The sequence below is a fragment of the Bacillus sp. PS108 genome (assembly GCF_037963335.1).
Taxonomy (GTDB): domain Bacteria; phylum Bacillota; class Bacilli; order Bacillales; family Bacillaceae; genus Bacillus; species Bacillus subtilis.
In genome coordinates this window covers 2,056,825-2,081,141 of record NZ_CP150155.1, presented here as the reverse complement: position 1 = coordinate 2,081,141, position 24,317 = coordinate 2,056,825, and the positions used below count along the sequence as shown (strand labels likewise).

Annotated in this window: 28 protein-coding genes and 5 pseudogenes; 17 read left to right on the top strand and 16 right to left on the bottom strand. The window is 38.8% G+C overall.

All coding sequences use genetic code 11. The features are described from left to right. Nucleotides 1-435: 435 nt before the first annotated feature. The 5 genes from desR to NSQ16_RS10440 all read right to left on the bottom strand — a co-directional run bounded on the left by desR (nucleotide 436) and on the right by NSQ16_RS10440 (nucleotide 5,044). Nucleotides 436-1,035, bottom strand: coding sequence for a two-component system response regulator DesR (gene desR / locus NSQ16_RS10460; RefSeq protein WP_004399356.1), 600 nt, complete (start codon nucleotides 1,033-1,035; stop codon nucleotides 436-438). 18 nt (nucleotides 1,036-1,053) lie between these two features. Next, nucleotides 1,054-2,166: a two-component sensor histidine kinase DesK gene (gene desK, locus NSQ16_RS10455; RefSeq protein WP_029318043.1), complete on the bottom strand. Its 1,113-nt coding sequence runs from the start codon at nucleotides 2,164-2,166 to the stop codon at nucleotides 1,054-1,056. Between the two features lie 119 nt (nucleotides 2,167-2,285). Further along, nucleotides 2,286-3,344 (bottom strand): fatty acid desaturase DesE, encoded by a 1,059-nt coding sequence (desE, locus tag NSQ16_RS10450; protein WP_004399588.1) that lies wholly within the window; start codon nucleotides 3,342-3,344, stop codon nucleotides 2,286-2,288. A gap of 161 nt (nucleotides 3,345-3,505) precedes the next feature. After that, a complete protein-coding gene (locus NSQ16_RS10445) occupies nucleotides 3,506-4,483 on the bottom strand; it encodes an LD-carboxypeptidase (protein WP_339232179.1) in 978 nt (325 codons plus the stop codon). Nucleotides 4,484-4,546: 63 nt separating this feature from the next. Then, nucleotides 4,547-5,044, bottom strand: a complete 498-nt coding sequence (locus NSQ16_RS10440; RefSeq protein ID WP_024573291.1) for an N-acetyltransferase — start codon at nucleotides 5,042-5,044, stop codon at nucleotides 4,547-4,549. 170 nt (nucleotides 5,045-5,214) lie between these two features. On the opposite strand from NSQ16_RS10440, the gene NSQ16_RS10435 reads away from it, so the two are divergent. Together NSQ16_RS10435 and NSQ16_RS10430 are read left to right on the top strand one after the other, a co-directional pair. Beyond that, complete coding sequence (locus NSQ16_RS10435; protein WP_327836928.1) at nucleotides 5,215-5,997, top strand: VLRF1 family aeRF1-type release factor; 783 nt, start codon at nucleotides 5,215-5,217, stop codon at nucleotides 5,995-5,997. A 136-nt stretch (nucleotides 5,998-6,133) separates the two neighbouring features. Next, nucleotides 6,134-6,670: a DUF420 domain-containing protein gene (locus NSQ16_RS10430; RefSeq protein ID WP_003231280.1), complete on the top strand. Its 537-nt coding sequence runs from the start codon at nucleotides 6,134-6,136 to the stop codon at nucleotides 6,668-6,670. A gap of 89 nt (nucleotides 6,671-6,759) precedes the next feature. Here the strand turns inward: NSQ16_RS10430 and NSQ16_RS10425 are convergent, their stop codons facing one another. After that, nucleotides 6,760-7,437 (bottom strand): lysozyme family protein, encoded by a 678-nt coding sequence (locus NSQ16_RS10425; RefSeq protein ID WP_003231283.1) that lies wholly within the window; start codon nucleotides 7,435-7,437, stop codon nucleotides 6,760-6,762. 193 nt (nucleotides 7,438-7,630) lie between these two features. On the opposite strand from NSQ16_RS10425, the gene czrA reads away from it, so the two are divergent. Then, entirely contained in the window at nucleotides 7,631-7,954 is a 324-nt protein-coding gene (gene czrA / locus NSQ16_RS10420; RefSeq protein ID WP_003231284.1) for a Zn(II)-responsive metalloregulatory transcriptional repressor CzrA, read from the top strand. A 26-nt stretch (nucleotides 7,955-7,980) separates the two neighbouring features. Here czrA and csk22 read toward each other — a convergent pair whose 3' ends face one another. Continuing rightward, nucleotides 7,981-8,526 carry a mother cell-specific sporulation protein Csk22 gene (csk22, locus tag NSQ16_RS10415; RefSeq protein WP_015251914.1) on the bottom strand — a complete coding sequence of 182 codons (546 nt, stop codon included), beginning with the start codon at nucleotides 8,524-8,526 and terminating at the stop codon, nucleotides 7,981-7,983. Between the two features lie 206 nt (nucleotides 8,527-8,732). On the opposite strand from csk22, the gene NSQ16_RS10410 reads away from it, so the two are divergent. The 7 genes from NSQ16_RS10410 to csaA all read left to right on the top strand — a co-directional run bounded on the left by NSQ16_RS10410 (nucleotide 8,733) and on the right by csaA (nucleotide 13,527). After that, nucleotides 8,733-9,674 carry a YafY family protein gene (locus NSQ16_RS10410; protein ID WP_327836925.1) on the top strand — a complete coding sequence of 314 codons (942 nt, stop codon included), beginning with the start codon at nucleotides 8,733-8,735 and terminating at the stop codon, nucleotides 9,672-9,674. Nucleotides 9,675-9,727: 53 nt separating this feature from the next. Continuing rightward, entirely contained in the window at nucleotides 9,728-10,210 is a 483-nt protein-coding gene (locus tag NSQ16_RS10405) for a GyrI-like domain-containing protein (RefSeq protein WP_327836923.1), read from the top strand. A gap of 76 nt (nucleotides 10,211-10,286) precedes the next feature. After that, on the top strand, nucleotides 10,287-10,988 hold the full coding sequence (locus NSQ16_RS10400) for an MBL fold metallo-hydrolase (RefSeq protein ID WP_003231294.1): 702 nt from the start codon (nucleotides 10,287-10,289) through the stop codon (nucleotides 10,986-10,988). 5 nt (nucleotides 10,989-10,993) lie between these two features. After that, on the top strand, nucleotides 10,994-11,569 hold the full coding sequence (locus NSQ16_RS10395) for a TetR/AcrR family transcriptional regulator (protein WP_017697555.1): 576 nt from the start codon (nucleotides 10,994-10,996) through the stop codon (nucleotides 11,567-11,569). Between the two features lie 77 nt (nucleotides 11,570-11,646). Then, on the top strand, nucleotides 11,647-12,390 hold the full coding sequence (locus tag NSQ16_RS10390) for a GNAT family N-acetyltransferase (RefSeq protein ID WP_122895470.1): 744 nt from the start codon (nucleotides 11,647-11,649) through the stop codon (nucleotides 12,388-12,390). A 14-nt stretch (nucleotides 12,391-12,404) separates the two neighbouring features. Continuing rightward, complete coding sequence (locus NSQ16_RS10385; protein WP_122895469.1) at nucleotides 12,405-13,130, top strand: helix-turn-helix domain-containing protein; 726 nt, start codon at nucleotides 12,405-12,407, stop codon at nucleotides 13,128-13,130. A 64-nt stretch (nucleotides 13,131-13,194) separates the two neighbouring features. Continuing rightward, complete coding sequence (gene csaA / locus NSQ16_RS10380) at nucleotides 13,195-13,527, top strand: chaperone CsaA (RefSeq protein WP_230488203.1); 333 nt, start codon at nucleotides 13,195-13,197, stop codon at nucleotides 13,525-13,527. 247 nt (nucleotides 13,528-13,774) lie between these two features. Here csaA and NSQ16_RS10375 read toward each other — a convergent pair whose 3' ends face one another. Then, nucleotides 13,775-15,211 (bottom strand): flavin monoamine oxidase family protein, encoded by a 1,437-nt coding sequence (locus NSQ16_RS10375; protein ID WP_131227505.1) that lies wholly within the window; start codon nucleotides 15,209-15,211, stop codon nucleotides 13,775-13,777. A 128-nt stretch (nucleotides 15,212-15,339) separates the two neighbouring features. On the opposite strand from NSQ16_RS10375, the gene NSQ16_RS10370 reads away from it, so the two are divergent. The 4 genes and pseudogenes from NSQ16_RS10370 (at nucleotide 15,340) to NSQ16_RS10355 (ending at nucleotide 16,741) form a co-directional block, all read left to right on the top strand. Beyond that, on the top strand, nucleotides 15,340-15,897 hold the full coding sequence (locus NSQ16_RS10370; protein WP_029318053.1) for an SMI1/KNR4 family protein: 558 nt from the start codon (nucleotides 15,340-15,342) through the stop codon (nucleotides 15,895-15,897). 98 nt (nucleotides 15,898-15,995) lie between these two features. Then, nucleotides 15,996-16,151, top strand: a pseudogene (locus tag NSQ16_RS10365) (T7SS effector LXG polymorphic toxin); the annotation flags it as partial. Continuing rightward, nucleotides 16,146-16,318: pseudogene (locus NSQ16_RS10360) on the top strand (hypothetical protein); the annotation flags it as partial. The pseudogenes NSQ16_RS10365 and NSQ16_RS10360, both read left to right, overlap by 6 nt. Before the next feature lie 222 nt (nucleotides 16,319-16,540). Next, a complete protein-coding gene (locus NSQ16_RS10355; RefSeq protein ID WP_021481449.1) occupies nucleotides 16,541-16,741 on the top strand; it encodes a hypothetical protein in 201 nt (66 codons plus the stop codon). Nucleotides 16,742-16,894: 153 nt separating this feature from the next. On the opposite strand, the gene NSQ16_RS10350 is transcribed toward NSQ16_RS10355, so the two are convergent. From NSQ16_RS10350 to NSQ16_RS10330, 5 genes and pseudogenes are all read right to left on the bottom strand, one after another. Further along, nucleotides 16,895-17,038 carry a hypothetical protein gene (locus tag NSQ16_RS10350; RefSeq protein WP_153801665.1) on the bottom strand — a complete coding sequence of 48 codons (144 nt, stop codon included), beginning with the start codon at nucleotides 17,036-17,038 and terminating at the stop codon, nucleotides 16,895-16,897. Next, the gene (locus NSQ16_RS10345; RefSeq protein WP_134982820.1) at nucleotides 17,028-18,158 is read right to left on the bottom strand and encodes a tetratricopeptide repeat protein; all 1,131 of its coding nucleotides are present in this window, start codon (nucleotides 18,156-18,158) and stop codon (nucleotides 17,028-17,030) included. The genes NSQ16_RS10350 and NSQ16_RS10345 overlap by 11 nt, the downstream gene beginning before the upstream one ends. Before the next feature lie 133 nt (nucleotides 18,159-18,291). After that, nucleotides 18,292-18,432: a phage holin gene (locus tag NSQ16_RS10340; protein ID WP_134982818.1), complete on the bottom strand. Its 141-nt coding sequence runs from the start codon at nucleotides 18,430-18,432 to the stop codon at nucleotides 18,292-18,294. 801 nt (nucleotides 18,433-19,233) lie between these two features. After that, on the bottom strand, nucleotides 19,234-19,608 hold the full coding sequence (locus NSQ16_RS10335; RefSeq protein ID WP_230488202.1) for a YoqO family protein: 375 nt from the start codon (nucleotides 19,606-19,608) through the stop codon (nucleotides 19,234-19,236). 535 nt (nucleotides 19,609-20,143) lie between these two features. Further along, nucleotides 20,144-20,368, bottom strand: a pseudogene (locus NSQ16_RS10330) (hypothetical protein). 143 nt (nucleotides 20,369-20,511) lie between these two features. Between NSQ16_RS10330 and NSQ16_RS10325 the strand changes: the two are divergent. Continuing rightward, a pseudogene (locus NSQ16_RS10325) lies at nucleotides 20,512-20,679 on the top strand (hypothetical protein); the annotation flags it as partial. A gap of 64 nt (nucleotides 20,680-20,743) precedes the next feature. Next, on the top strand, nucleotides 20,744-21,661 hold the full coding sequence (locus tag NSQ16_RS10320; protein WP_230488201.1) for a hypothetical protein: 918 nt from the start codon (nucleotides 20,744-20,746) through the stop codon (nucleotides 21,659-21,661). Nucleotides 21,662-21,753: 92 nt separating this feature from the next. On the opposite strand, the pseudogene NSQ16_RS10315 reads toward NSQ16_RS10320, so the two are convergent. From NSQ16_RS10315 to NSQ16_RS10305, 3 genes and pseudogenes are all read right to left on the bottom strand, one after another. Next, a pseudogene (locus tag NSQ16_RS10315) lies at nucleotides 21,754-21,853 on the bottom strand (ATP-dependent DNA ligase); the annotation flags it as partial. Between the two features lie 69 nt (nucleotides 21,854-21,922). Next, nucleotides 21,923-22,597 (bottom strand): SOS response-associated peptidase, encoded by a 675-nt coding sequence (locus NSQ16_RS10310; RefSeq protein ID WP_230488200.1) that lies wholly within the window; start codon nucleotides 22,595-22,597, stop codon nucleotides 21,923-21,925. Nucleotides 22,598-22,818: 221 nt separating this feature from the next. Continuing rightward, complete coding sequence (locus NSQ16_RS10305) at nucleotides 22,819-23,175, bottom strand: hypothetical protein (protein ID WP_230488199.1); 357 nt, start codon at nucleotides 23,173-23,175, stop codon at nucleotides 22,819-22,821. A gap of 516 nt (nucleotides 23,176-23,691) precedes the next feature. Here NSQ16_RS10305 and NSQ16_RS10300 point away from each other — a divergent pair. Beyond that, entirely contained in the window at nucleotides 23,692-24,246 is a 555-nt protein-coding gene (locus tag NSQ16_RS10300) for a hypothetical protein (RefSeq protein ID WP_230488198.1), read from the top strand. Nucleotides 24,247-24,317: the final 71 nt, after the last annotated feature.

Here is a 24,317-nt window from a genome sequence, read left to right as displayed (position 1 = left end):
GGCATCATGACATTTATAGCTGGTTGTTACTATCTTTGATCAGCGAAACGAGCTGGTGTTGTATCTTTTTTGGCAGATAATAAGCAGTTGGATGTAGCAGATGCCATTTACGGAATCGGATTGATTTCAGACGGTTTTTTATTGTGATATTAGGCTCTTGCAGTTGGGCATGGCAGCTTCGGGAGCGAAGTAGCGCAACTTTGTCATACTGAAAATACAATATAATCAATATCAGAAATTCTGCTGATGTGCAATGGCCGACCATTTTAACAGGGATATCATTCAATCCAGTCTTTTATTGGGCTGTTAACCAAACAATCGTTCAGCGGGCGTAGGAGCGAGGATATGGATCAATTTAATTCTGGTTGCGGCGAGGTTCTCAAACGGGAATTTCAGATTAACAAAAAGGATCCTGGCAGATGCCAAGATCCTTTTTTATTTAAACCAGCCTTTTTCCTTTGACCGGGTAATGGCTTCAATTCGATTTTTCACTTCAAGCTTTTCTAGAATCATTGAGATATAATTCCGTACCGTCCCGCTTTTGATGCTGAGTTCCTGAGCGATTTCTTTTGTGTTTTTACCGTCAGCCACAAGTTCGAGCACTTCTTTTTCTCTATCTGTAAGAGGGTTAGCTTCGCTGTATAAGTCCTCCATCAGCTCAGGTGCATAGATGCGTTTTCCGTTCATGACGCTACGGATGGCGTTGGCCAGCTCTTCACTCGGACTGTCTTTTAACAAATAGCCTTTAACGCCAGCTTTAATAGCTCTCTGAAAGTAACCGGGTCTGGCGAAGGTGGTTAAGATGATAATTTTGCAGCCTGTATCTTTTAGCTCCTCAGCAGCTTCAAGCCCTGTTTTTCCGGGCATTTCAATGTCCATAATACATACATCAGGCTGGCGTTTTTTGACAAAATCAACAGCATCTTGGCCGGTTGTACCTTTGCCTACGACTTCCATATCGTCTTCGAGGTTTAGAAGTGATCCTAAAGCGCCCAGCAGCATTTGCTGATCTTCTGCAATAAATATACTAATCATATAAGCCATCCTTTATGTTTATTTTGAATTATTAGGAATTGCCATGGTAAGCTTGGTTCCGTTTTCGGTATCGATGTGAAGGCTTCCGTTTGCAAACTCAAGCCGTTCTCTCATCCCGAGTAAGCCATGTCCTTTTGAAAAGGAATTTTCTTCTCCTTTGAATGTTCCATCGTCAGACACTGTTATCACAACTTCCTTCCAGAGCTGCTGAATGTCAACTCGGCAAGTTTTAGCCTGGCTGTGTTTGACGACATTTGTGACAGCTTCCTTTAAGCACATGCTCAAAATGTTTTCATTCAGCAATGAGATATTTTCGGGCCATTTCTCTTCTTCATAGATAAACATAATGTCAGCTGCTTCGAGAATTTGTTTGATGTTGATCAATTCATCCTTGAGCCGGATGCCCTTCATAGAGGAAACGATTTTTCTTACTTCATTTAAAGAAGTTCGCGCAGTTTGCTGAACACTTTTCAGTTCACGAGCTGCTTGTTCGGGATCTTTGTATATCAATTTTCTTGCTAAGTCGCTTTTTAACCCGATAAGAGAAAGCTTTTGCCCAAGCGTATCATGGAGATCGCGGGCAATTCGCTGACGTTCTTCTAATTTTACCAGTTCTGCAATCCGTTCATTTGCATCCTCGAGCTTTTCTTCAAGCCGTTCGCGCTCCTTGCGGCTTCTTATACTAAAGGGCAATAAAATTGCGCTGATGAGGGTAATGACGACAAAAGGAATTTGTGTCAGAAAGAATTCCTTCTTTAATACGAGACTGAAATTGGCTGCGACGGCTGCGCTTATTAAATGGACATAATATAAAATATGAAAAGGGACGCGTTCCTTAATGTTTCCAATAAAATACGCGATAAAAAAAGCAAAATAAATATAACTGAACAGGGTAATGGAAGCGGTTGAAATGCCAATTAATAAAAATCCCCACAAATAAATGGTCCAGCCTTTTGAGACAAAAGCAAATCGATATACCGAAAAAAATAAAAGCGTCAAAATGATGCCGACAATAATAACAAATGTAGATGATGATTTCCATATAAAGTAGAAGGGGAGGATGAAAAATATCGTCCATATATAGGGCGTAATCCCGTTTAGTTTTTGAAATGTTAAATGCTTTTTAATCATGATCTTACCTCATTTTCAGCTTTTCATCTTACTTGTAACTTTATCATTGTGAAAGCCAGAATGCACCCTCCAACAATAAAAAGGAAGCCTTCTAGTATATTAGAAGACCTCCTTTATCATCAGGCATTCTTCCGCAGCTTCTGTTTTTCTGGTGAATCAGGCGGAAGGCTTACAGGTATATGTTTTATAGCCCGAAATGACACAAACTGTTTGTTATCTTCATCCCATAGACGGAACGCAAGTGATTGCAGGCTTGTTTTTAAGGTGATTGTCGGTACGTTTTTTAATGGTTCGTGATGTTCATGAGCAACTTCAAGCTTATAGTTAGGCACCTTTGGACTCAAATGATGAACGTGGTGGTAACCAATATTGCCTGTTAGCCATTGAAGCAGTTTCGGGAGTTTATAAAATGAACTGCCTTCAACAGCAGCCTGAACGTAGCTCCAGTTTTCATCCGCTTCAAAATAAGAATCTTCAAAGGTATGCTGCACATAAAACAGCCAAACACCGATTGAACCTGAAATCAGAAATATCGGGCCTTGCACCAGTAAAAACGATTGCCAGCCAAAGATCAGACAGCAAGCAGCAGCCAACGCGACAATTGCCAGATTCGTAAGGTATGTGTTTACACGTTCCTTGCGTCTTGCGCCTTTTTTGTTAAAACGGTTCGTGATCAGAAAAACATAAATCGGTCCGAGAATAAACATGATAAACGGGTTTCTATAAAGTCTGTATGCAAGCTTTGTTCGTCTGGATGCAGCTTTATATTCGTTTACTGTTAACATCCAGATGTCTCCTGTTCCGCGTTTATCCAGATTGCTGCTAGTCGCATGATGAATCGAATGGCTGTGCTGCCATTGAAGATACGGGAATAAAGTCAGGACACCTGTCAGAAAACCGAGAATGTGGTTATAGCGTTTTTGTTTGAAAAAAGATTGATGGCAGCAGTCATGGAAGATGATAAAAATTCTTGTCAGAAAACCTGCGGCAATCACCGTTAATGCTAACGTAAGAAGATAGGAGACATCGAGGCTGAGATAAGCAAGAAACCACAGGCCGAAGAATGGAATAAACGTGTTTAAAAGCTGAATCAGGCTGTTTTTTGTTTCAGGCTGAGCAAATGCAGCGACTTGCTTTGTCAGCTGTTTTTGCTTATGTGCAATGGTTTGTTCAGTCATAGTAAGTATCCTCTCATTGTGTGTCTCGGTTCAGTATACGCTAATGAGAGAAGTCTTTTGTAGTAGCACACATCATGCCTCCTATATGACATTTGTCATGTCTCGTGCGGCATGCATAACCGATTGCGCTAAAAAAGCTTGTAAAAAAATTTACAAGCTGATTAATGTTTATCAATCCATATTCGTGATGTACCCGAAATAGCTTCAATCCTGCATGTTCCTCCTATAGGGAACGTGGCAATTGGCGAGGTATGTCCGGCATTTATATTTGCGATGATCGGGATGCCGGATAATTCTTTTTTTGTTTCGATCATGGCTTTTACTAGATCCATTGATACGTTTGATGCTTTCTGAAATCTGCCGATCAAAATCGCCTTTACATGTGAAAAAGCGGGGAGGTGGATGAGTGATTGCAGATCGCGGTCAAACATATGGATGTCTGACATATAATCATCTTCAATCAATAAAATAGTATGTTCTGTTTCGGGAAAATACTCCGTTCCCTGCAGCAAATTAAGCGTGCATAAGTTTCCGCCAATTAAAGTGCCTTCCGCATAACCTTCTTGGATTACAACAGGGCCGTTATTAGGATAAAAACGCCTGTTTTCTTGATCCAAAAACCAGCGATCATCGCTCCACTCACTTGAGGGGTGAATTTCAAACGGATCGTCTGAAGCGCAGCAAGAAAGAAAATACTCTTGTGTATAATGAAGCCCTTTTTTCATTGCAAATGTTGAAAAGAAGGGGCCTGAATACGTAACAAGACCCGTTTTTCGATAAATAGCGTTGCAAAGAGCGGTTATATCGGAATAGCCGCACAGAATTTTTGGATGCCGTTTGATTTTCTCGTAATCAAGATAACGCAGCAGCTGATTTGAATTAAACCCTCCGAGTGTCGTTAAAATCGCTTTGACGCCTGGATCAAAAAAGGCAGCGTGCAGATCATGGACTCTTGACTCGATAGATGATGAATCAAATTCATTACATTCATTTGCGTGTTCAGCGATGGTTACCCGATAACCTAAGCGTTCTAACGCCGTTTTTGCTTGGGTTTTTGCTTCATTTGATAATATAGACATGCTGGTCGCGGGAGACACGATCCGGATTTCGTCTCCCATTTTCAGTTTTGAGGCGTACATAGAACCCTCCATCAATGGTTTTATACCATTACAGCATATCTTGGCTCTTTCTTCCAGACTTTTTTACAAATCAACCCACTTAATGCTGCCGGATTGGGTATCATGATCGATACATACTTTGAATTGATGTTTTTCATAAAAGTGAATCAGCCGGTCTACATGATTCCAATCCCGTTTGGCGATGTCTCCTGTGACTTTCGGTATATTGTGGTCTCTTGCTATATCTTTTAAATATTTCATGCAAATGGAACCAAACCCGTGATTCGGAGGGCCTTTTATATCGCCTATATGAATGGCATCGTCCTTGTAAGACGCTACAAGTGAAAAACAGCCTTTTCCTCGGTAAGCCGTTTTACAATCAGTTAGCATAATTTTGCATGTTTGGCCATCATCAATCGAGGAAACAATCATCCATTCTTCATTGTTCGATTGATCAATACCAAGCACTTTGGCATCTTTAGATAAATCCTTCATATTTTCCTGCATGCGATAAATTTGAAATTCTAAATCATTTAGTTCTTCCTCAAGCTCTTGACGATTTTTTTCTTTAATAGTAAACAAGATCAAACTCCTTTCAAAAAACAGCTTAGAAACACAGTTACCAATTGTATTAGAAGAGAGGCGTATTGTAAACAACAATTCCATTATTACTAGAAATTAGCGCAAAGTCAGGTTTGATCGTTTTTAAGAGAGGAAAAAGAAAACTAACCTGTGAAAAAGGAGGAATCAGAATGGCGATTGATTCATTGATTAACAAATTACAGTATGTCCAATTGGAACCGCCGGATAAAATTCTCTCCCTGTATCTCAATACAGACATGAGAGATCCAGAGCAGCAGGGGGGAGAATGGAAGATTGCCCTAAAGTCAGGATTCAGCCGATTAAAAGAGTATTTGGCAGTTAGTGATCCAGAGGAGGAAAAGTGTCTGGATGGAATCAGAGCTAAAATGAATCAATACTTGAATGCAATAGGAAAAGACATGCCCCGCAGTCTCGTGTTTTTTGTTTCCGACAGCGGCATATGGGAGCCTATTAAGCTTCAAGTCCCTGTAGATACAAGATTTTACTGGGAAGAAACAGCTGTCCTGGATCAGCTAAAGGGTTTGCGCCAGACATACCCAAGTACGGCGTTTATTTTAACTCAGCAGCATGAAGTGAAAATTATTGAAACCGTTTTAGGGAAAATTGAGGCGGTGGAGCGTTATGAGTATGATATGATCAATGAATCTTGGAAGAATTGCCATTCAGCTGTAGACAAAGCGGCACGATTTGAAGAGAACCGGATGAGGGAACATGTAACAGAGAACCAATCGAGACTGTATAAGCGGCTGGCTGCCAGCCTTGATCAAAAAGCTGCCGCGAAAAGATGGGAACGAATGGTTATTGCCGGGGATAAAGAAACGGCCGATATCTTGGATCAGCATATGAATAAACCCATTCATTCGAAAATTCAAAAGAACCTGCTGAATGAAAATGAATATAAGGTCATTGAACATTTGATAAAAGAGGCGTAAACCTAACAGGCCGGGGCTAATAGCCTCCGGCCTTTGAAGTGTGTCTAATTTCTGACGAAGCAATCGAAACCGTTGACATCTTCTTTGAATTTGCATACGATTTGGATAGCCAGTACAAATTAGGAGAGGTCACCAAATGAACCAAACAGAAAATAAACCGAAAAATTACACGGGGATTGTCCTTACGCTGACAGTTCTGATTAACGGTTTAATCGCAGTGCTGTTTTTTATGCCTAAATTAGATCAGTTCAGCCATGCGAATATTCACATTTTGCCAATGCTGAATGCGATATTCAATAGCTTTACGTTTATCTTCTTATTGGCCGCGCTGATTATGATTAAACAGAAAAATATCAAAGCTCACAAACGCTTTATTTTGGCTGCGTTCACAACAACATTACTATTTTTGATTTGCTATGTGACGTACCACTCGATTGCGGAAAACACGCTCTATGGCGGAGAAGGTATTATGCGCCCGATTTATTTCTTTATTTTAATTACACATATCTGCCTTTCTGCAATTATTGTGCCGCTTGCGCTGTTTACGCTGATCAGAGGCTTCAGCATGCAGGTGGAGCGCCATAAAAAAATTGCGAGATGGACAATGCCTCTATGGCTGTATGTAAGCCTTACAGGCGTTATTGTATATTTGATGATTTCACCGTATTATTAAAAGCCATACTCAGTATGGCTTTTTTTACGTGTAAACATGGCAAAAGCCCAAATTCATTTTTGGGCTTTTGTCAGTAAATTGATAGACTCTTATTCATGAGCCTTGGATTCCATGGTTTCAAGTGTTGCAACCTGCAAAGATTCTTCAACAGTTTTTGTTTTTTCTTTTACTTTTTCTGCATACGTATAATCACCGTAGCAATACGGATAGCGGAAATTTTTCGCATTTCCCCCGCAAGTATACAGATCAGGATTTTTTTTGACTTGCTGCTCGGAGTATTGTTTTGCCAATTCCTCAGTATGCGTTCCTCCATGTTCAGCTACAAAATCAATGTAACCTGCCCCCATGTTGTAGCTTTGAATAATGGTATCCAAATCCACGCCTTTTTCCTTACCGGTCTTGTACATGAGGGTAAATTGCTTGATGCCTTGTTTAACACTGAGTTGAGGGTCTGTTATCTCATTGCGTTTTAACCCCAGAGATTCAGAGGACTGCATGGGATCATTGCCTTTTCCTTTTGACTCCTGATACATCATGCCTAATATGAGTGATGTATAATTAGAGAGTCCTTGGCTTTCAAGCTCTTCTTCCACCAAGGGTTTGTAATCGGTTAAACGTTCCAAAACAATCGTTTTCGTATCGATCGGAAGTTTTTTGATTAAATCCCGGTTGAAAAAAAGCAGGACCAATAAAAAAGAGGCGATGACAAAGACAAAAATCATCATAAAACCCGCAGCAGCGAAACAGCCTTTTCTCTTTTTCTTCACTGTGTTTCACCCTCAATGTTTGGAGCAGTATGACCTTTTTTATTATGACATAAGACGGTATATCAGACCAAGTAAAAACCTGATTTGAAACATAAATTTAAACTATGAGATTGAAATGGAATACAAGCAGGCTGGTTTGCACTCAAGCGCATTTGTTATAAGATAAAACTATGAATAAAGAAAGGTGATACATATGACTGAATTTAGAGAAACGGAACAATCGGCTGCTGATCTGGACGAGGAGACGCTGTTTCTAGTCGCGCAAACATTCAAAGCGCTTTCTGATCCAACCCGAATCAGGATTCTCCATTTATTGTCCCAGGGTGAGCATGCTGTAAACGGAATTGCAGAAAAGCTGAATTTACTGCAATCCACCGTGTCCCACCAGCTTAGATTTTTGAAAAATCTTCGGCTTGTCAAATCGCGCAGAGAAGGAACATCGATTTATTACTCTCCGGAGGATGAACATGTTTTAGATGTTCTTCAGCAAATGATCCATCATACGCAGCATGATTGAAAAAGACATCCTTGCTTAACTCGCTGTTAGCGGGCAAGGATGTCTTTTTCTTTATTGTGTCCGTGCTGTTCGAGTTCGTTTCTGCTGAGCTTGATGACAAAAGAAGAAAAACCGATATAATAAACGGCTATCAGAAAACAGACGCCAATTGTCAGAGGGTCCGTTCCGATTGACTGACTGTATGATCCAAGGCGGTTTAGATCAGGCGAGGTAAGATAAAGCTCTGTCACTCGATATAGAAATCTTGACAGGAATAAGGTTAAGAGAATCATTTCTACCCAAATATGAGTCCGAAAATAGATCTTTCCTCTGCGTTTTTCAAAGGAGATGTTTTTCTTAGCGAAAAAGACAAGGAGCCATCCGCCAAGAATGCCCAAAATGAGATATCCATATAAAAAAGGGTGAATGGCGCTGAAGATTGAAAGGCCAAAAGCAAACAGCGAGAAAAGAATGACGCGAGTGAACAGCCAGCGGGGCTTCAGCGGCTGGTATCCGATGGACCTTTTAATTTTTTTATACAGAAAAAAGATGATGATCATGGCAGGATAAACGCTCTGAAATGTAAGATGCATGATGTGAAATCCCCTCCGTTGAGAAGTGTATGCTTATCCGGTTGGAAATAGTAGCTGAAATAAAATACTGAACACAAAAAAGAAGGGGAAACCCCTGTTTTCATAGCATATGCGAGGTGTATTCCGCCGCATAATAGATATGCCCAAGCTTTATCAAAATGTTATGATTGTTTTGTTGGAAAATACAAGAAGAAAAGGTGCGCAGAATGAAACTGGAACGTTTGTTAGCGATGGTTGTGTTATTGATCAGCAAAAAACAAGTGCAGGCTGCAGAGCTTGCTGAGCTGTTTGAAGTATCTGTCAGAACAATTTACCGTGATATTGAGACGATCAATAGGGCTGGTATTCCGATTGTGACCTCACAGGGTTCCGGGGGCGGAATTGGCATCATGGAAACGTATCGGCTTGAAAGAGAGTGGCTGAAGGAGGAGGAATTGTTTGCAATTGCTTCCGCTTTGCAAAGCGTTTCATCTATGTATGAACCCGTTTCTCACAGCACAGCCTATCAAAAAATCAAACACCTTATACCTGAGCAATCTGCTCAAGCATTTAAGCACCAAACAGAAAAATGGTTTATTGACATGACGGCATGGGGCCATACCGAGGATCAAAAGGCGCTTCGTGAGAAAATAAGCGCTGCCATCGATCGGTTGTCAACGATATCTTTTACATATACAAGCGCAAGCGGGGAAACTCTTCTTCGTGAAACTGAACCTTATACATTGGTTTGCAAGGCGGGGCACTGGTATTTATACGCTTATTGCTTGGTGAGAAATGATTTTCGCTTTTTTAAACTGAACCGGATGAAAGATCTGGCCATCTTACATCAGACCTTTATCAGAAAAGACATTCAGCTGGACACTTTGCCATGGGATAAGAGTTGGTACCAAAAGGACCGTTTAACTGAATTGGTTATTCTTGTTCAGCCGTCAGCACGTCAGCGCATAGGTGAATGGTTCGGATATGATGTCCTTCACTGTTGTGAGGAAGATAAAATCTGCCAGGCGGTGATTTCACTTCCAGAAGATCAATGGCTGATCGGTTTTTTGCTCCAGTTCGGAAAGGATATTGAGGTTCTGCAGCCTCTTCATATACGGGATAAAGTAAAAGAAACCATTCATCACATGCAAAGAATATATGAAACCTGACACACTGCTGTCAGGTTTCTTTGTCTATAATCTTAAAAAAAGGAGGAGATCGTATGGGCTTTTCACATATAACACACTTAGACTGGAAACGATTTGCCGGACTGTCACAACGGACAAGCAACGCACTGGAAATGACGGAAGAAAGGAGGATTCCGGCACTGTGGGATCAATTCTGGAAGCAGGATATGAGCGCTCTTTTATCACAGGCTGAAAAAGACAAGAGCATTATTGCCTTATATTCGAATTATGAACAAGAGACGAATGGGTTTTATACGTTTTCAGTCGGAACGTTTCAGGAATACGACGACATTCTTCCGGGACCATATGAAAACATTGATTTGCCGGCTTCCGCTTACGCCGTTTTCACTTCCAGAATCGGTCCTATTGAAGAGATTGTGCTTGAAACGTGGAAGGAAATTTGGACTTGGGATAAGCGGCATCTGCGCACGTTTACAGGTGACTTTGAGATGTATGATCAAAATGCCGCAGTGCCACAGCGAGCACAAGTTAACATTTATGTAGCGATAAAAAAATAATAAACTCTTGAAAAACTAATGGTGTTAGTTAATAATAAAACTAACGTCATTAGTTTTTGTTAGGAGGAATAAAAAGATGAGAATTACTCAGTACCAAACGGTTTGGCAGCTGACTTTTTTTCCAGCATTGTTTCCGGTTAATTGCTATTTAGTAGAGGAAGAAAACGAAGTCACCCTTATTGATGCCGCACTGCCAGGCAGCTATAAAGGGATTATTCAAGCTGTGAATCAGCTTGGAAAACCGCTTCAGCATATTTTACTGACTCATGCACATGGGGACCATGTCGGATCACTGGATACATTGGCACAAACATTTCCGCATGCAAAGGTCATGATCTCGGAACGGGATTCATTCTTGCTCCAAGGTGACACATCCTTGCGGCAAGATGAGCCGCAGACGCCTATAAAAGGAGGTATTCCGAAACACATACAAACAAAGCCTCACCAACTGCTGACGGGCGGTGAAACAATTGGTTCTCTGCTTGCCATTCCAACACCGGGCCATACACCGGGCAGCATGTCATTTCTTGATACAAGAAACGGCACTTTAATAGCAGGAGATGCGTTTCAGTTGCGCGGAGGAATCGCTGTATCAGGTCAGATAAAATGGGCGTTTCCTTTTCCCGCTTTCGCCACATGGAATAAGGAGGAGGCCATCAAAAGTGCACAATTGCTCGCAGATAAGGCGCCTTCCTGTCTCGCTGTCGGACATGGAAAATTCCTGCGATCACCTTCAGAGCGGATGAGACAGGCGATCCAAAAAGCAAAGAAAGGATGATGAGCATGTCACCGAGAATAGGTTTGACCCAAAAAATGATTGTAGACGCTGCAGCAGAGATTGCCGATCAGGAAGGGGTAAATGGTGTCTCACTTGCCGCACTTTCTAAAAAAATGAATGTTCGCCCCCCGTCATTGTATAACCATATCAACGGGCTGCAAGCGATCAGAGCAGAACTTGCTGTCAGAGGACTGACAAAGCTTTTTGATCAAATGGCGGACTCCGTAACCGAACGAAAGGGAGATTCCGCTATGCTTTCTTTAGCTCATGCATATGTTGATTTTGCAATTGAAAATCCCGGATATTATGAAGCGGCTCTGCTTAAGGTTCAGGACAAACGGACGGAAATCGTCTCTGACCAAATTGTCTGTCTTGTGACGAAGCTGCTCATTGAAAACGGCTATGCAAGTGAAAAGACTGCCATTCATGCGACAAGGGGGCTCAGAAGCCTGCTGCATGGCTTTACTGCTTTAATCGCAAAAGAAGCATTTGAACGTGAGGAGGACATTTTAGAAAGCCTGTCATTTTCAATTAGGACATTTTTGTCAGGATTATTAATAAACAATAAAAATATTATGTAAACAAATAAATGGATGTCTTATATTTCTGAATATTGTATAATATCAAGGGAGTATACATAGGGGAGAGGCATTATGCAATGGATGACATTCACAAGATTGAACGATTAGCGGCAGCTTCATGGCCGGCTTATTTTCAAAAAAGCATAGGGCAATGGCTTCTCAGAGCGAATTTTGGCGTAACCAAAAGGGCAAATAGCGTATGGACGTCTGCGGATATGCCTGAAGGGGATTTTCAGCTAGAGGCCGAACTTTTTTATCAAAGTTTAGGCTTACCTGTTTGTTTTCATATTAGCAACGCATCACCGAAAGGGCTTGATGACGCATTGGCAGACAGCCGTTATGAAAAGGTAGACGAGTGCTTCCAGATGACAGCGTTGTGCCGGTCAATTATGAGCCGAACAAATGACAACAGCCGATTTACATACAAGTGGGAACAAGAGCCATCATCTGTTTGGATAGATGAATTTATTCAATTAGAAGGGTTTTCACCCGAGCGTCACAAAGGTTACAAACACATTTTCGAACGCATGCCGCCGTGTAAAACTTTTTTCAAGATGTATGACAAAGAAAGCCTGACAGCGCTTGGCACGGTTTCTGTCATTGATGGTTATGGCGGACTTAGTAATATCGTTGTAGCTGAGGAGCACAGAGGAAAAGGGGCAGGAACCCAAGTGATCAGGGTGTTGACTGAATGGGCAAAAAACAACGGAGCGGAACACATGTTTTTACAAGTGATGAAAGAAAATCTGGCGGCAGTTTCTTTATATGAAAAAATCGGATTTTCGCCTATATCGGAACACCATTACCGGATTAAAAGATGACCAAAGGAAGGGGGTTGCTGATGGATTCGCTTCAAGAGATGATTTGCGAAAAACGGACATACACACGCCTATATCATTCACATAAGCACGCGTACAGCCAATTTCTTTTTCCGCTTGAAGGGAGTATAGATCTTGAGACTGAGGGGCGCCAGGTGAAATTAAATCCGGATCATTTTTTATATATTCCGCCGCAGTGCGAGCATCGCTTCCGTTCTATCGGAAGAAATGAATGTCTTGTACTAGATGTTCCGCTTCATGCAATGAAAATTGATGAGTATCGTGCAGGATCGGGAATTGAAGCTGCACTCGATCCTTTCTGGTCTTCGATCAGGTACTTGCTGACAGAGGAAGCAAAGGCCGGAACAGCCAACTCGCTTCATATGCTAGTACAATACATAAAAGAAAAGCTTCAATCCCATAGCTATGCCTCAATTGCATACATTCACAGCCATTTATTTGAGCGGCTGACGATTAAGAAGCTGGCAGAAATCGAGCATTATCACCCAGCTTACTATTCAAGCTGGTTCAAAAAACAGACAGGGAAGTCCCCGCAGAACTATATTGCCGACCTTCGCCTTGAGGAAGCAAAACGAATGCTGATGGAGAGAAATGAAACCCTTACCTTCGTGAGCGGGGCGCTGGGCTTTCAAAACCTTTCTTCTTTTACAAGATGGTTCACAAAAAGCACAGGAATGCCGCCCCGACTGTATCGAAACACCTTATATTCAGATAAAAAATAATGGCTCTTTGGTTAAACGAATCTTGAATATCTCCTTTACAATAGGAGAAAAAGGAGTTATTGATATGGCAGTCATTGAAGACTTTGAGAAATTGGATATCAGAACGGGAACAATTCTAAAAGCGGAAGAATTTCCTGAAGCAAGAGTACCGGCAATCAAGCTTGTAATAGATTTTGGGACAGAAATCGGCATAAAACAATCGAGCGCGCAGATCACGAAGCGTTATCAGCCGGAAGGTCTCGTCAACAAGCAAGTCATAGCAGTCGTGAACTTTCCGCCCCGCCGGATCGCCGGATTTAAATCGGAAGTCTTGGTCCTCGGCGGCATACCCGGCCAGGGCGATGTCGTCCTTTTGCAGCCGGATCAGCCTGTTTCAAACGGCACAAAAATCGGATAACACAAAAAAGACGTTTGCCTAAGGCAAACGTCTTTGCGTATTGAGGCGATGCACCACACGCCACATTCGTGTATGCCATAAAGGCGTGTACATCGGCTTACACAATTCAGCTCATCGCTATATGAATATAGCATGGAGGGCGAAGGAATGCAAGGATTACTTTGTTTTTGTGATTGAATTTGTCCGTCTAATCAAGATCTTATTATATGAAATGTAATAATCTTTTAGTACAGAAGGTGAGCATGATCTAAGGTAAGCGATTGACCTCATAAGCAACACGTATTCCAGATTCAATCGCGCCTTGCATCCACGCATGAGTGAGTGAGGCGTGTTCTCCGGCGAAATGAACTCTGCCCTCAGGGACAGGAATATAGGGATACAGCTCTAATTCTTGTCCTGGTTCGAAAGCTGTAAAACCTCCCGCAGAATACGGGTACTGGCTCCAGCTAAAAGAAGTGCCAGACACAAATTCAGACCACACAATATCACCATAGATTTCAGATAAATTCAGTAAAGTATACTGGATTCGCTCTCCTTCTGAAAGACTGTCCCATATCAGTGCCTCATCAGCCCAAGTATAACTGGCCAGAATGACGGCATGTCCATTTGCTCCAATATTTCTGCTTGGATAATACGAAAAACGAATCGGTAGATCAGTAATAGATTTGCCGCCGCGCTGCCCGGCTTTTTCCCAAAATCGGCTTTTAAACTCTATGCCGATTTTTGTTGCACTGATATAGTTTAGCTCACGGATTGCCCTCCGTTTATAGTACGAGAATGAATGGTATGGTTCGACTTTTACAAATCGCAATGTTGAAAAAGGAATGGTTACAATAGCGAGATCAGCTGTGAATGATGTGAATTCTGCCGTTTGTTGATGCTGACAATGGATCGTAACACGATTTTCACCCTGAGAAATTTTCATCATTTTTTGATGGTATAGAATGTTTGTTTTTAATTGAGGAAGAAACGCGTGAGGCAGCAGATCCATGCCGCCAGTTATCTCATAGAAGTGAGCGGGTGAAGAAAAAAAGATAGATTCCCGCAATACTTCAACAAGGGACATCCCCATATACGCTTCCATATCCAAAAGTACACCGATCATATCGATCGCGCCATATGAAAAATACGTGTTTAAAAAAGAGCTTAACGAATGATTTTTGTATTGCTCTTCGACAATCCGCCAATTTCTCGCTGGATTTTGATTGATAAAATTTAGAATAGGCTGCAGTAAAGAAAGCATCAGCTCTTCAGACGTTTTCCCTTGTTCATTTGGTGCAACTGGGTATCTCAATATTCCAGGAGCTCGCTCAAAAACTTGGAGACGTGTTTTGATTCCATTTGCATAAATGATGTCCATAGGGGTTCTATTGATAAATACATTTGTTGGCAATTTGAATTTTTTTATATACTCTAAGGTTAACGAATGGTTATTCGGTATGCGCATCGGGCCAGGGTTGAAATACAAATCATCACTAAAGGGAGATCTTAAAGTGCAGACACGGCCGCCCGCTCTGCCGCTCGCTTCGAGAATCGTTACTCTGTGACCGGCATATTTCAGCAAAGTTGCTGATACAAGCCCGGACAATCCAGCTCCTATAACAAGAATGTGCTTTGGATGCTGCGATGCGCTAAGGCCATTTCTAATGATCTTTACCATGTCATCATTCATTAGAGAATTCACTTTTTTGGAGGCACCTCTTTTTAGAATTTATTGCATTATATTCATTGAAAAGAGCGCCTATCACGATCTGTCCACAACTTTTGGAATTTGAAAGGTTATTGTTAAAAGGAAATAAAGGGGTGATGTATGTGACTAACTTTGTTCATAAGACTGTAAATGGCTTGAAAAGTCTTTTAGATGAAAAAGGAGCCATTCAATTGTTTTGTTCTGAAGGAGATACCATGGAATGCCTTGTTACTTTTTCACCGGACAAAGCAACCCTTAACGACATTCAAAGCTTTGAAGCTAAACATCAGATTACACTTCCAGAGGATTATCAGAAGTTCATGACACTGCATAACGGTGCGAAAATTTTTGAGATTCTTTCTGATGGGGAGAATATAGGTGGAGGACTTCAGCTATTTAGCCTTGAAGAGATTGAAGAGGAGTTAAAATATGAGGATTTGTTTGAAGATATCAATGGTATTCCAATTGGCTACTTATTGGAAGAATGCCATTTAATGATCGATAAAGATAAAGTGAACCAAGGTGATCCCAACTATCTCTATATATTTGAAAGTGGTTTAGAATATAATCCATTAAATTTAAACTTTGAAAAATTTTTAGACCGGTATATATTGGCCAATGGGGAACCTTTTTGGGATTGGCGCTACTATACCGCAGAAAATTATTATAGAACAAGATAGTGTGATGTATAAGACAGTCATTTTGGCTGTCTTTTTCTGTTATTCAAATAGATTACTGTGGTAAAATTTACATAGAGTAGGCTTGAAAGGAGAATGAAATGAAGGTATTTGAAGCTGATTCATTGCTCTCAGAAGCAGACAAAAGAACTAAAGAGTACAAGGAACTAAGGTCGCAAATGGTGAAGCTTAAAAAAGCGTTTAAGTCTGTAGCTGACCTAGATGACACCGAGTTTTCCGGTAAGGGTGCAAACAACAAAGCTGGTCGAACAATCAGCCTGGGTATTGGATACAGTAAAGATGATCTTGGTGGTGGATTTCACCGAGCCAAAACAATTCGAAAGCGATTCTTAGAGCAGTTTCTTATACATCTGCTGGTACTGCGCTTCACAGAGCAGGGCTGACTGGTGGACATACATCATAAAGTTAAGATGATAAAACTACAATGTTAATTTGCTAATTTTAATAGAGAAACATAACGTATTCTGCCACCATACACTATGGTTTTACTAGACACAGAGGACATCTTTTCTTATACCATTAGACACAGTATGGCTTACTTATTTTTACTTAAACAGTTGGAAATGGTTTTTTCATCTGAGATAATAAAACCTACTTTTCTCATAAATAAACGAGGTGAAAATCAATGAATGGGATAGAATTTTTAGAATCTGTGTCACAACTGGGACAAATAATTTTATTGTTCTCCGGCTACGCCTTTTATTGGAGATTGAGTAAAATAAAAAGAGAACGAAGACTTACAAAATATGAAACTTTTCTTAGGTTCTTCGTAATGTTCGGCATATTAGCATGGGGGCTTTCGTTTCTTGCTTTGCATATGTGGTAACAAACTTTCCATTAAAATTTTATTTTGAAGACAAAAGACCACACTGACTGTATTTCGTAGTGCGGTCTTTTTAGTTTAATTAGCTAATGATTAATCAAGAGTTGACAAATTAGTAGCACCCATTGCTCGGTAATGTTTCTAATGGGTTAAATATTAAACAAAAAACTTGGTCGGTTGAATAGAAGTAATATTCCTTTTAGCTTCATGGAACTCTTTGTCATTCGAGGATGAAAAGCCACTAAAAATTGCTAATCCAACGACAACTGACAAGGTGGCTAATGCAAGTTTAAATTTCATATAAACACTCTCCTCTTTGTATTTGGATTCGGGCATCCACCATGACGTCAAAAAAGGTGGTTGAGTTTTCAAATTGCCCTATCTCCTTACAATAATTAGCCGTGTCGAGTGCTAATTCCTCTAAATCTGGATACATTACATTATCTTTAAGTACAGAAAAAGTTCGGAAAACTGTGCGTTTATCTATAGAGTCGATATATAAAGCCTTTAAGTAATTAAACTCAGCAACTAAGACATCATCGTTAATGGCTTGTGCTTTCTCGATTCCTTTTTTATAAAGAATAAAGGCTTTTTCAATATCCTTCATTTTGAAGTAAATTTGTGTCAGTGTAAATAACGTATGAGGGAGAAGGTCACTTTTATCGTTTTCGTACAATGAGACTGCTTGTTCAATATATTCAGCAGCTTTGTCATACTCTTTCATCTTATAATAACAGTTCCCCAAATTATATAACGATGCACCAATTAGTTTGTGCTTGTTTATAGCTTTCGAATCTTTTAATGCTCTTTGAAGATGCGGAACTGCTTTTTCATGACTTTCCAGATCATCAAAGTTGCCTGCTACAACAAAAGCACATTGTATTCGGCGAACAGTATAAGTTTTTTGGTCTTTATAAATGTTAAGGGCTGCTTCAGCATAGTGCATTGATACATGGGTTTGTTTCATGTGATAATACACTTCAGCCATTTTGAAATAAAACTCAGCTCGTTCAATTTCGTCTGTTACTAAAGCGAGCTTTTTCTCAGCAATTTTATATGACTTTATTGCTTTTATATAATCCTTCTTATCAAATTCGTACATTCCTCTAAAGAAATTGCAGTAATATTCCAGGACACCTTTAAGCTTTGTTTGACTGCTTTCGATCTTTTCTAATAAGTCTGAAATTTTAGGGCGTTCTTCATTCAATGACTTAGGTTCAAGGTAATCCAGCATTAGCTGATGACGAAAACACATTAGAGAATAATACAACAATAAGTCTTGATCTTCCTTCATATGTTTTATTTCTTCTTCAACCTCTGCTTTTAATATCTCTGCATCTGGAACGGCGAACATCCGTATGTATTTATACCACTCATTGATTTTAACTCCTACTGTGGATGACGGAATTAATTGCTCCATTAAAATCCCTCCCTTTATGTATCCAATAGACTAAATATGTAATATTTTATCATATTTAAGTGTTTAAGGAAGATTAACGTTTTCTTAAAAAGCGAAAAAAATACCCTCCTCGATTAAGAGAAGGGTAGGGGTTTTATCTCGGTGAATCATAATCCATTGCTTGTTCACTATCAGAAATACCTTGAGTTGTTGGGTCAACAATGATACCCATTGCAGTTAAAAATGTTAGAAATGCATTAAATTTCTCTGTTAAATCGTCACCAAATACAATCAAGTCGTATAACGTACACGAATAACATGCTTATCGTAAAAATTTATAATGAGTTAAAAAAGACAGTAAACATAAGGATTTTTGATACTTTAATTAGTGAATAGGGGGTAAACGATAAAACGTAAGTGGGAGTAGGGAAAAGTGGTTGTTTTAAGGAGATATTGATAAAAAAGGGAAAATTTTCAGAAGGAAAAACGTTGATAATATAGGCTTTTACGATAGCGATTACGAAGTGAAAAAGGACGATTTAAAGTGAAATTAGGAAAATGAAAATTTGGATAGGGTGTGGAAATGGAAGTGTTATGAGTACATTTGTTCTTGCTTTTGAGTATTTGGATGTTAATAGACCCCCACATATTGGTAGTTAAATCTCTATATAATAAGTCTTATACCTGCATTTCAGTTACATATAAGGTTATGTCCGGATGCTTTATGGATATATATATAAGTGAAAATCAAGAACATTTTTAAAAAAAGCAGAATATCTGGCTTGAAATGGGATAGATAACTCTGTTTTTGATCGTTATCGTAACAGGAAAAATTAATAAGAACACTTATTATATCCTTAATAAGCCAAATGTTCTGAGTGAAGTACTACATATTCAACCTTGTCTTTTTAATGGAAATGGAGCATCCATCGTTTTTTATTTGGCCATATTTTAATCCCTTAATGATCTCGACTGATTAACCCTTATATGCAATATAAGATATGGCCAAAGTAATTATTAATACTCAGCGGTAACAGAAGAGAAGGAATTAGGGAAAGCATTTGATTTTATATATAAGAGACCACAAGGCAAAGAGTTAAGACTCTTTACCATGAGGTGTTTTCCTTAACCAATTCGCAATAAGTTTCATTAAATTTACTGCAATAGATACCAAAACAATGATCAAAGCGATCTCAAGTAAGATGATAAGTCCAATATTTAAGTCAAGCCTATCAAAGTAATCACCGCTAAAGGAAATGAGTTGATAAATACCTAGCATTAGAGCTATAAAGATTGCTCCTAAAACAATTAGAGATTTTTTAGAGAAATACTTAGCATGTTCAAAATTATAAATTATTAGAAATACAAATAGACAAGCCATAGCAATCTCATGAGTCAACGAACCGCTTGCTGAAAATCCTTGCATAATTAAGGAAGCAATTAATCCAATTATTCCGATTATTTTTTTCAAGGTATCACCTGCTTTGTATGATCCTAGGTGCCAGCTTACCAATTAAAGGGGAATTTCTCAAGACCATGTACTTTAAAGTTAACTTAAAATCGAGATTTTAAACAGAATTGGAGGCCTTGATACATGGGTTTATATGTAACACACGGAGCATTCGATGGGGCGTACTCGTCATTCAATAATCTTAGGAGATTTTTATTAAAATCAATTGGAGGTAGTTGGCCACCACATGATAACCAAAAAATTTAAGTATGGCTATTGGTACTTTGGCAAAGGCTATTCAACAATAACCTATAAGGGGCTAACAGAGTTTTTCGGTCATTCAGATTGTGATGGTGTAATTACACCTGAAATGTGTAAAGTTATTGCAGAGGAATTAGAAGCCATCTACCCTATGCAGAAGAGTTGGCAAATGTGTGGATGCCTCATGATTATACGCTACCTAATAGATACATAGAGACTTTAGAACAGTTTATCAATGGGTGTTGATTGGCATTTGAGTTGAATGAGCCATTAGGGTTTAGATAAAAGATAGTTTTTAACTATACATATAAGGATGGATCGTTATCGGTAAAAGTACACGCATCGATAACGATCGCAGAAGGGGATGTTAATCTCTATAGCGGCGTGTTTTCTCGAAATAATCTGGATAATTATTCTGCTTTGGTCTGAATTTAAATACAAACCAAATTGCAAAAGCAAACGTATAATCCAGGACTTTATCAAAAGTCCAGTTTGTGAAAAGATCCAGAAAAAAATTCATTAGTTTCCACCTCCGAGACAAAAATGTCCTATCTCTCTTAGATGGCATGTGTATGACACGCTCTATAAATAAAAGAGTGAAATCCAATATGAAAATCTAAAAAGAATTGAAAAAAACTTAAAAAAGTATAAAGGATGCAGTAAATGATGGAAACTAAAGCGAAAGCAAATGTAAAGATTCACGTACTGGCTGACGAAACACTTAGCGGCATCAAGCGCGAATACGTAGAGGTCGATCGTAAAACGGAGGTTGGCGAGAAGATCATTATTGTTGATAAAAATGATCCAGATGATGAGTACGAGAATGGAGCTAATTTAATATGGATTTTCAATTTTCAAAATTGTAAGGTTAACTTATCTACCCGGAGGTGATGTTATGTATATAGGGAATGGCCATTACTGTTATTCAAATTCAACTGCAATGTTTCTTTCATCAATAGGAGAAAATGTATCTCCTCAAATTGTAGAGATATTAACTGGTGTTGGGTTAGGTGCCATGATAGAAAATGAAAAAAACCTTTATTTTAGTATGAGAGATCCTGATGATGGTATCAATTATGCTTTAAACATCCTTGGATTTACTGCAGAAGAACATCAGCAAGCTAGGGACTTAGATGACCCATTTCCGTTATTAAAACAGCAAATCAAACAAAACCCTGTAATTCTAGGCCCTTTAGATATGGGGGAGCTAACATACCATCCGAATCATAAAAATTTAAATGGTTCTGACCATTATGTTCTAGGGTACCAAATGGATAATGAAAATATTTATGTGCAAGATCCAGCTGGCTTTCCATTTGTTCCATTATCACTGGACCAATTTAAGAAGGCTTGGATGGCGGAAAGGATTCCGTATAGGAAAGGAATCAATAAATATTGGTCTTCAGCAAAAAAGGTTCTCACATTAGACAATAACGAAATATACGAGAGAGCAATTGATTATTTTAAGAGAACTTATCGGAAATTCGAAAAAGTGGATATAGGGTTAATTGGAAGGGAAGCAATTTGTTTTTATGCTGATCAATTATTAAATGCCCCTATTACAGCTGATACTATAGGGCATACAACATTCTTCCTTTTCCAATTAAGTGCAAGAAGGGCCAACGATTATGCAATGTATTTTAAAGATAGGCATTCACATTTATCAGTGTTGAAGACTGAACAGGCTAAGGTGTTTGGGATATGTCATTCTATGTCTGTAAATAAAGATTGGAAAGGTATATCGGAGAAGTTAATGAAGCTAGCCGATTTAGAGGATAATTTTAGATTGGAACTTTTAAAAGTCGGCTATTAATTATAGAGATTTCCACTTTAACAAACGGGGCGTTTGTTCAATAAAGGTCTCAATACATATTATAAATATCAACTATGTATGAGCCCTTATTTTAATTTTAGTCTTGATAATTTAAGCTCAGTGATATAGCTCTCGTCATCAAAAGGCTAAAGGCTCTTTTATTGAATGCAATAGCATTGGAGATACAAACAAAATACCCCCTCCTACTTAGAACATATTAGCTAAGCGAAGGTGATATATAAAGCCATATGGCAGTGGTACTTAATGGGATTCAATCAGCTCAGGTGAATTGTTTTTAGGTGAATTCACTAAAGATGAAACCTGATATGCTTCCATGTCATCAGCATCATAAGGCTGCAGTAAGCTTTGTAGATAATCAGGATCAGTATTTTGAGGGTTAAGCCATTCTTTTTCGTTCTCATCAGTTAGAATGACCGGCATCCGATCATGGATGTCTTCCATAAGCTTATTGGGCTTTGTTGTGATGATTGTGCAAGTGTACAACTGATTGCCTTTTGGCGTGTTCCACTTTTCATATAAGCCGGTAAAAGCAAAGAGATTGGATGATTTAAGCTTAATCCGCATAGGGATCTTAGTCTTCGGATCAAGACGTTTCCATTCATAAAAACTGTCAGCCGGTATGATACAACGTTTGCTTACGAGCGGTTTTCGAAAACTGGGTTTCTCGGCCAACGTTTCAGCACGAGCATTAATCATTTTATAGCCGATTTTTTCGTCTTTAGCCCAAGGAGGAATAAGACCCCATCTAAGTTTGCCCAGCCGGTTGTTTGATCCGTCGTTGATGATTGTCAGGATGTTTTGTGAAGGAGCGACATTATAGCTAGGGTGATATTCACCTTCAGGTAAGAATTGATCTATGTTGAATTGCTCAATGATGTCATCAAACTCAGAAAATAAAGTGAACTTGCCACACATGTTCATCATCCTTTAGGGTTTTTGAATATTGTACAGGCTTGATACACAAAAATCAAAAAGGAGGAATGTGATGCAGCAGCAAACAGTTGAGGGTTAAGGAAGTTGAATGGAGAAAGAAAAGGTCAGTGATATTTATACAATACATTAAATAGTTTTTCTATAGATAGTTTTGATAGACTGCACAATAATAAGAACGCCCCCATATGGGGGCTTGGATCTGCTTAATAACCATTAAATCCCTTGATTTCAAAGTTTTCTGTATCGAGATTTAGGCTATTCAATTGGTTTAACAACACCTCAAATTTTAAGCAGTCACCGTTTCTTAATTCATCTGGAATATATTTAGGATTTGCAATTTTCATGCCATTCTCAATCCATTGTTTTCGGTATAACTGAATTGCAGCTTCATCTGGCGTTACAATAAAACCTAAGCTTACTTCATGATCTTCACTGTAGCCGTATTCAAAATCACAACAAGGGCAGATTTCAAATGTTTTTTGATACTGACCATCATTGTTTAATGGGTTTTCACTTAATCCTTTATATCCGCAAATTAAACATGTATATAATTTTGGCATAGCAATCCCTCTTTATATATTTATAGTTCCTATTGATTTTTATAATAATTATAACTAAAAATGTTGGGGGGGTGTGCAAGCGGGCAAAAAATGACCTTTTCTCATGAAGCTTTTATTATATTAAAACTATATTAAAGAAACTATGAAGTGGCTAGCATCCGCAATGGTCGGAAGAGGGAAAGGAACAAAGGACATTAAGTTTTGAATAAAACAGCAGTTTAAAGAGAAGGGAGGTAAACTAAGCCTGAAGAAATATTGGATCACCTTCAATTCTCAGACTGTGGGGAAGGTCACGAAACTTGTGTGTTTACTGTAATATTGATTTGATCCAGGATATAACAGGGAACATTGAATTATTAATAGAAAGGAGAGATTAAATTTTCCTCAAAATAGACATTCGTCCTTTTGTTTTATTCTGTTTCTTGATTACGGATACCCCTTTTACTTTGCTATAATACAACTCAAAGGTTGTAGATACAAATTATCGATAGTGGTGTATTAACAGGGGGAATGAATATGGTAAACAAAGTATTACGCAAAATAGACGGAGCAACAATCTTCTTTGCCTTGGTTTTAACTTTTGATCTAACTGTTTTCTTATTGTCTTTTGATGATTATTACTTAAGCTTTGTTTTACAAACAAATTATATTTTCCCTATACTACTTACTTTAGCCGGTTTTTTTGTGTTAGCTTGGAGGTTTAAAATTCGACAATTATATGTAACTTGCATAACAATTCCACTGATACTTTCAGTTGCATGGTTTGCGTTAACTGGTGATTCATACGATACCATTTCTTCGCCAACTAAAAATGTAACAATAACTATAGAACATAATAATGCCACCTTAGGGGAAACGAATCATTTTTACGATTTTTATGTTCATGTTCCTAGTTTATACCCTGGTTTAATGAAAAAAGTGAATAAGGACACCATACGTATTATGACTCGAAATATCGAGGGTAAAGATGACCTTAGTGTATTAGGAGTAGGTAATGTCGAATGGATAAATAACAAAATAATTTTCCATTCAGCATATGAAAAGGCAATTGAGGTTGATTTACAGTATTAGTCTAAGTTGAAGCAATCTTTTTTGTGTAATATTTGTATAATAAAGGAAATATTGATACTCTTAAACTTTAA